6 protein-coding genes are annotated in these 7,353 nt (G+C 72.1%); all 6 read right to left on the reverse strand.

Translation table 11 applies throughout. From position 1 onward, the window contains the following. Nucleotides 1–115 precede the first annotated feature (115 nt). Nucleotides 116–781, reverse strand: coding sequence for a response regulator transcription factor (locus ACFFNX_RS09640; RefSeq protein WP_378198220.1), 666 nt, complete (start codon nt 779–781; stop codon nt 116–118). Next, nucleotides 778–1,935 (reverse strand): sensor histidine kinase, encoded by a 1,158-nt coding sequence (locus ACFFNX_RS09645; RefSeq protein WP_378198222.1) that lies wholly within the window; start codon nt 1,933–1,935, stop codon nt 778–780. Before ACFFNX_RS09645 ends, ACFFNX_RS09640 begins: the two co-directional genes overlap by 4 nt. Nucleotides 1,936–2,096: 161 nt before the next feature. Continuing rightward, nucleotides 2,097–3,563, reverse strand: a complete 1,467-nt coding sequence (locus ACFFNX_RS09650; RefSeq protein WP_378198224.1) for a right-handed parallel beta-helix repeat-containing protein — start codon at nt 3,561–3,563, stop codon at nt 2,097–2,099. 102 nt (nt 3,564–3,665) lie between these two features. Then, a complete protein-coding gene (pcrA, locus tag ACFFNX_RS09655; protein WP_378198226.1) occupies nt 3,666–5,957 on the reverse strand; it encodes a DNA helicase PcrA in 2,292 nt (763 codons plus the stop codon). Between the two features lie 810 nt (nt 5,958–6,767). After that, nucleotides 6,768–7,163 (reverse strand): dihydroxyacetone kinase phosphoryl donor subunit DhaM, encoded by a 396-nt coding sequence (gene dhaM, locus ACFFNX_RS09660; protein ID WP_378198227.1) that lies wholly within the window; start codon nt 7,161–7,163, stop codon nt 6,768–6,770. Between the two features lie 3 nt (nt 7,164–7,166). Then, nucleotides 7,167–7,353: DAK2 domain-containing protein (locus tag ACFFNX_RS09665; protein ID WP_378198230.1), on the reverse strand; the 187-nt coding region annotated here is incomplete at its 5' end.

The following is a 7,353-nucleotide window of genomic DNA, read 5'->3' on the forward strand; positions in this document are numbered from 1 at the left end:
GACGACAGGTCCCCTCAACCCTGGTGCGCGACCCGGCCCGGCCGCATCGGAGCGGCGCGGCATTCGCGCCTACCGCGCCTGCGGTAGGCGCATCGGGGTCCCCGTTCGCCGGGCGCTACCGAGGGCGCGGGCCGCCCGGCCTGACCAGGCCGCTCTCGTACGCGATGATCACCAGTTGGGCGCGGTCGCTGACGCCCAGCTTCGCCATGGTCCGGTTGATGTGGGTCTTGACGGTGTGCGGGCTCAGGTGCAGGCGCGTGGAGATCTCCTCGTTGGACAGCCCGCCGGCCACCATGGTCAGGACCTCCCGCTCCCGCGGCGTCAGCGCCTCCAGCCGCTCCGGGGCGGACGGCCACTCCGCCTGGTCCCGGAACCGGGAGATCAGCGCCTTGGTCGCCGCCGGCGACAGCAGCGCCTCGCCGTCCGCCACCGTCTTGATGGCCGCCAGCAGCTCGGCCGGATCGGCGCCCTTGCCCAGGAACCCGGCCGCGCCGACGCGCAGCGCCTCGAACACGTACTCGTCGACCTCGAACGTGGTCAAAATCAAGATCTTGACCTCGGGCCGGTCCCGCTTGATCTGCCTGGTGGCCTCCAGCCCGTCCAGGCGGGGCATCCGGATGTCCATCAGCACCAGATCGGGCCGCTGCTCGGCCGCCATGGCCACGGCCTCGACGCCGTCGGAGGCCTCGCCGGTCACCTCCAGGCCCGGATCGGCCTCCAGCAGCATCCGCAGCGTCTTGCGCAGCAGCGCCTGGTCGTCGGCCAGCAGCATCCTGATCATTGGTCTCCCAGCGGAAGAGCCGCCTCCACCGAGAACCCGCCGCCCGGCCGGTGCCCGGCGGTCACCTCGCCACCCACCGCGGCGGCGCGTTCCCGCATCCCGATCAGCCCCCGGCCCGACCCGCCGCCGGAGCCCCGCCCGGCCCCGTCGTCCGCGATGACGATCTTCAAGGTGTCGTGGGCGTAGTCGAGGCACACCCGGGCGATCCCGGTCGCGGCGTGCTTGCTGACGTTGGTCAGCGCCTCCTGGACGATCCGGTACCCCGACACGTCCACCGCCGACGGCACCGTCCGTGCCTCGCCCCGGCGCCGGACCTCCACCGTCAGGCCGGCGCGGGCGAAGGAGGCGGCCAGGTCGTCCAGCCGGTCCAGCCCCGGCACCGGCTCGCGGGGGACCTCCGGAGTGCCCAGCAGGCCGACGATGGACCGCAGTTCCGCGAGCGCCTGCTTGGAGTCGTCCTTCACGTGCGAGAGGGTCTCGACCAGCCGCGTCGGCTCGTCCTGCCCGCCCTCGTGCAGGTAGAGCGCCACCCCCGCCTGCGCGTTGATCAGCGTCAGCTGGTGGGCGACCACGTCGTGCAGCTCACGGGCGATGCGCACCCGCTCCTCGCCGACCAGGCGGGCGGCCTCCTCCCGCCGGGCCCGCTCCGCCCGTACGGCCCGTTCCTCCAGCGTCGCCACGTAGGCCCGCTGGGTCCGCACCCCCGCACCGGCGGCCACCGCCAAGCCGGTCGAGGTGAACAGCGCGACCACTCCGAGCGAGAGCTCCCCGGGAGCCACCACCATCTGCGTGGTCACGGCCGTCGTCAGCAGCACGGCGCCCGCCGCCAGACCCGCCCGGCCGCCCCGCGCGGCCGCGACCGCGTACAGGGCGACCTGCCCGGGCAGGAACTGAGGTCCGTGCCCCCGCATCGCGCCGTGCCCCACCGCCAGCAGTACGGTGACGACCAGCACGCCCACCGGCCACCGCCGCCGTACGATCAACACGGCACAGGCCGCCGCGGCGTACCCGTAGTCCACCGGCTCCAGCACCCGCATGGTCGGCGGGCGGCCGGCGAAACGCATCATCCCCAGCGTCAGGAACAACGTGACGAGCACCACCGCCGCGTCGACGACCCGGGGATACCGCCGCCACCACGCCTGGTTGCCTCCCACGCTCACCACCTCACCGTACGCACCGAGCACACGGTAAACGCCCGCTCCCGGCAGTACGTCACCCGGCCGCGTCACCTCCGATACCGCGCCTGCGGTACATGTGCTGGGCGGCCGTCCGGGACGCCCGCGTCGTGGCTCAGATCACACCGTGATCGACCGGGTCAGGAGGCGGGGCGGGCCGGGGCGGTCAGCCAGTCGCAGCCCTTCGGGGCCGGCCGGCCCGGCTTGTACGCCGCGCAGGCCGTCACGACGGCGGTCTTGGCGGGGTTGCCCTGCTGGGCGTACGGGCCGCCCGCCGACGGATGGTCGCAGGTCGGCAGGGCGGCCGGGTCGCTGCGCGGATAGCCCTGCGACGAGGCGTTGCTCTGCCAGCAGTTGCGGTCGCCCTGCTCGTCCCACCAGAAGTCGACGCCGTTCGGGGCCGCGACGCCCTCCGGGGTGACGCCCGTGAGGTTGCCGACGTAGCGGTTGCCGTGGGACGTGTCGCGCGCCTTGGCCGGGTCGGTCTCGCCCCGGCGGCTCGCCGGGATCCAGTACTGGGCGAAGCCGTACCGCCAGTTGTCGTAGACCATGTTGCTCGCGTAGGTGTTCTCGTCACCGCCCGCGAGCAGCATGCCGGTGCCGACCGGCACCGCGCGGCGCGGGCACAGCGCGTGGCAGTCGTGGTAGAAGTCCGCGTTGTTGTCGAAGACCCGGTTGGCCACGAACATCGCGTGGTTCTGCGGCATGCCGGCCGCCTGCACGCTGCTGTCCAGCATCGCGCCGGTGGAGTTGCCGTAGAAGACGTTGTCGTGGACGTACACCGAGTCGCCGGCGGTGCCGGAGTAGCCGATCAGGTTGCCGTACGACGAGCAGCGCCGGATCTCGACGGACAGCCGGCCGCCCTGCTGGTCGGAGGCCGAGGCCGTGGCGATCCCGGCGTCGCCGTTGCCGGAGGCCGAGCAGTCGGTGATCAGGCCGTGGTCGGAGGTGTAGGCCGCGAGCCCGTGCCCGCCGTTGGCCAGGCCGGTCACCCGGTCGAGGGCGAATCCGTCGGTCTCGCTGACACTCACCCCGTCTTCGGTGAAGCCGCGGACGGTCACGTCGCGCAGGTAGAAGCCGTTCGCCCGGTCGGCGCGGATGCCGACCTGCTTCTTGCCCTCGATGATCACCGGGCCGCCGACGCCCTCGATCTGCAGGCCGGTCTGGCCGGTGACGCTGATCAGGCTCTGTAGATGGGGGCAGGCCTGCTGGTCGTCGTACGACAGGGGCGCGGCGTCGGCCAGTGACGCGCACCGGCCCTTCGGCTTACCGAGCGCGGACGGCTCGTGGTAGGTGCCGGGCAGCACGTAGATCGTGGTGCCGGGCGCCCGTACGGCGTCGACGGCGGCCTGGATCTCGTGGTACCGGCACTCGGACGCGAGCTCGCGGGCCAGGCCGGTCAGCGAGGCGCCCGGACGGCAGACGACGAGGCGCGGGGAGGCGGCCGCCGCGCGATAGGCGGGAACGGTGCCCGGAGACGACGTGGTCGCCCAGGCGGTCGGAGACGTGACCGTACGAGCTTCAGCGGCCCAAGCCGACGAGGCGAACCAGACAGTGGTCACGGTGAAGACGATCGCGGCGAGAAAACGCCGCACGAACCGCCCCATTTTCCTCCCATACAGAGCCGCAGGTTGCTCCCACGTGCATCATGCAGGGCCACCGGGAACATGTCGACGCCCGCTTTCGGCCACCCGAACCATGCAACCTCGTCAGAGCTTCTGGATCGGCGCGTACCGAAGAACGAAGCGCTTGACACCATAGTCACCGCCGAAGTCAACCGTGGCGGCGGCCTTTTCGCCCGCCCCGTCCACGGTCACGACGGTGCCGAGCCCGAACGCGTCGTGGACCACCCGATCGCCGGTCGCCAGGGCGGGCACCGCGCGGTTGCCGGGCGAACGCACGCCGGGCCGCTGGGCGACCGACGCCATCGCCGGGGCGCCCGCACTCTCGGACCGCTCCCATTCGACCAGCGTCTCGGGGATCTCGGTGAGGAAACGCGACGCGGGGTTGTAGGACGGCGCGCCCCACGAGCTGCGCATCGTCGCACGGGAGACGTAGAGCCGGCGGCGGGCGCGGGTGATCCCGACGTACGCGAGCCGCCGCTCCTCCTCCAGCTGCTTGGGGTCGCCGAGCGAGCGCAGGTGCGGGAAGACGCCGTCCTCCATGCCGGTGAGGAACACCACGGGGAACTCCAGGCCCTTCGCGGTGTGCAGCGTCATCAGCGTCACGACGCCGTCGTTCGCCCGCTCGCCCGGGGGGACGACACCGTTGTCGCCGCCGGGGATCTGGTCGGCGTCCGCGACGAGCGCGACCTGCTCCAGGAACTCCACCAGCCGCCCCTCGGCGGGACGCTCGGCCGGCTCCGCGCCGTCGTCGCCGAGCACGCCCGTCGCCAGGCGCTCCTCGAACTCGGCCGCCACCGACTCGAGCTCGCGGAGGTTCTCGATGCGGGTCTCGTCCTGCGGGTCGCGCGAGGCCTCCAGCTCGGCGAGGTAGCCGCTCTTGGTCAGGATCGCCTCGACCAGCTCGGTCGGCGTGGCGGTCTCCACCATCTCGCCCAGCTCGTCGAGCAGCGCGACGAAGTCCTTGATCTGGTTGAGCGAGCGGGTGGCGATGGCGGGCGCCTCGTCGGCCCGCCGCAGCGCCTGCCAGAACGAGATGCGCTCACGGCCGGCCAGCGCCTCGACGCAGGCCTCGGCCCGGTCACCGATGCCGCGCTTGGGGACGTTGAGGATGCGCCGCAGGCTCACGGTGTCTTCGGGGTTGCCGAGGACGCGCAGGTAGGCCAGCAGGTCGCGGATCTCCTTGCGCTCGTAGAACCGGACGCCCCCGACGACCTTGTACGGCAGGCCGACGCGGATGAAGACCTCTTCGAAGACACGCGACTGCGCGTTGGTGCGGTAGAAGACCGCGACGTCGCCGGGCTTGACGTCCTCGTCGTCGCTGAGCCGGTCGATCTCCTGCGCGACGAACGCGGCCTCGTCGTGCTCGTTGTCGGCGACGTAACCGGAGACCTTGGGGCCGTCGCCCTGGTCGGACCACAGCCGCTTGGGCTTGCGGTCGGCGTTGCGCTCGATCACGGCGTTGGCCGCGGACAGGATCGTCTGCGTCGAGCGGTAGTTCTGCTCCAGGAGGATGACGTTCGCGTCCGGGTAGTCGCGCTCGAACTCCAGGATGTTGCGGATCGTCGCGCCGCGGAAGGCGTAGATCGACTGGTCGGCGTCACCGACCACGCACAGCTCGGCGGGTGACAGGTCATCGGCGTCGCCCTGCTGTCCGACCAGCTCGCGGACCAGGACGTACTGGGCGTGGTTGGTGTCCTGGTATTCGTCCACGAGCACGTGCCGGAACCGCCGCCGGTAGTGCTCGGCGACGTCGGGGAACGCCTGCAGCAGGTTGACGGTCGTCATGATCAGATCGTCGAAGTCGAGCGCCCCGGCCTGCTGCAGCCGTGCCTGGTAGGTCTCGTACGCCTCCGCGAGCGTCTTCTCCAGATGGGTCGACGCCTGGGACTTGAAGGTCTCGTAGTCGATCAGCTCGTTCTTGAGGTTGGACACCTGGGCGGAGAAGCCGCGTGGCGGGTAGCGCTTGGGGTCCAGGTCGAGCTCGCGGCAGACCAGCGCCATCAGGCGCTGCGAGTCGGCCTGGTCGTAGATGGAGAAGCCGCTCGGAAAGCCCAGCCGTTTCGCCTCACGGCGCAGGATGCGCACACAGGCGGAGTGGAACGTCATCACCCACATGGCGCGGGCACGGTTGCCGACGAGGGCCTCGACGCGCTCGCGCATCTCACCGGCGGCCTTGTTGGTGAAGGTGATCGCGAGGATCTCACCGGGCTGCGCGCCGTGCTGACCGAGCAGATAGGCGATGCGGTGGGTGAGCACACGTGTCTTGCCCGAACCGGCCCCGGCCACGATCAGCAGGGGACCGCCTCGGTGCACGACCGCCGCGCGCTGGGCGTCGTTGAGACCGTCGAGCAGGGGATGGCTTACGAGCGTGGACACTCAAAGAAGCCTACGGCCTAAGGCGGACAGCGCGCGGCGAGCCACGACAACCGAACCTCGCGGATGACGGTTGTCCACATCCTGTGGACGGGTTCATCCACAGGATGCGCCGTGCGCCTTCCGGCGGAGACATCAAGCACTGGACAATGGAAGTGGGGTGGAGCCCCCTGGGCGGGAGGGGCGTGACCGCGCGCGGCGAGCTGCGGCAACCGGACCTCGCGGACGGCGGTCGTTCACGGGCGGGCCGCCGGTCTTCTGCTGGCGGGATCGACCGCATCGGTGGCCGGCAGCACGCCTGCGGGCTGCGGCGACCGAACCCTGCGGACGGCGGTTATCCACAGCCGCGCCGTGCGTCTTCCGACGACGAGATCGAGCGCTGGACAATGGAAGTGGGGTGGAGCCCCCGGGCGGGAGGGCCGTGACCGCGGGAGGGCCGTGACCGCGGGAGGGCCGTGACCGCGGGAGGGCCGTGACCGCGGGAGAACCGTGACCGCGGGAGAACCGCGACCGCGGGAGAACCGCGACCGCGGGAGAACCGCGACCGCGGGAGAACCGCGACCGCGAGAGAACCGCGACCGCGAGAGAACCGCGACCGCGAGAGAACCGCGACCGCGAGAGAACCGACCGCGACCGCGAGAGAACCGCGACCGCGAGAGAACCGCGACCGCGAGAGAACCGCGACCGCGAGAGAACCGCGACGGCGAGAGAACCGCGACGGCGAGGTGCCCCATGTTCGGTGGCGCCACGAGCCCGCCGGGCGGCCCCACGCTGTCCATCACGCGGCACTGCGCGGCGCCCGAGGCCGGTCGGTCACGTCTTGCGGAACTCGTACGCCTCACCCGCCGCTTTGACCACGGCGGCTACATCCGCCCCGCCGGCCGCGGCGGAGGCCGCCGCCACGGCGCCCTCCACGAACGGCGCGTCGGCCAGGACGACCTCGGTCTCGGCGTCCTCCCAGTCCTCCAGCAGCGTCTTGGCCGTCAGCACCGAGCTGCCGAGATCGCCGATGAGGACGACCCCGGCGCCCTCATCGGCCGCACGCACCGCCGCCTCCACCAGGTCCAGGCTCGTGCCCAGTCCGCCGTCCTCGGTGCCTCCGGCGGCGCGTACGGTGACCTCGCCGACGCCCATCTGCCGGGCGAGTTCGGCGGCGCCCTCGGCCAGGGCCCGGCTGTGCGAGATCAGCACGATTCCCACGTTCGCCATCGCTCAGGCCTCCTCGGGCGTCTCGGACAGGGCGCGGAACAGCAGGACGGTCGAGGCCGCGCCGGGGTCGAGGTGCCCCACGCTGCGGGGTCCCAGGTAGCTGGCCCGGCCCTTGCGCGCCTGGAGCGGCACGGTCGCCTCCGCGCCCTTCTCGGCCGCGTCGACGGCGGCCCGTGCCGCCGCCGGCCGT

It is taken from the genome of Actinoallomurus acaciae, assembly GCF_042429965.1.
Taxonomy (GTDB): Bacteria; Actinomycetota; Actinomycetes; order Streptosporangiales; family Streptosporangiaceae; genus Actinoallomurus; species Actinoallomurus acaciae.

Coding starts and splice junctions, on each gene's coding strand:
- ACFFNX_RS09640 (WP_378198220.1), bottom strand. CDS start 781: ATGATCAGGATGCTGCTGGCCGACGACCAGGCGCTGCTGCGCAAGACG.
- ACFFNX_RS09650 (WP_378198224.1), bottom strand. CDS start 3,563: ATGGGGCGGTTCGTGCGGCGTTTTCTCGCCGCGATCGTCTTCACCGTG.
- dhaM (WP_378198227.1), bottom strand. CDS start 7,163: ATGGCGAACGTGGGAATCGTGCTGATCTCGCACAGCCGGGCCCTGGCC.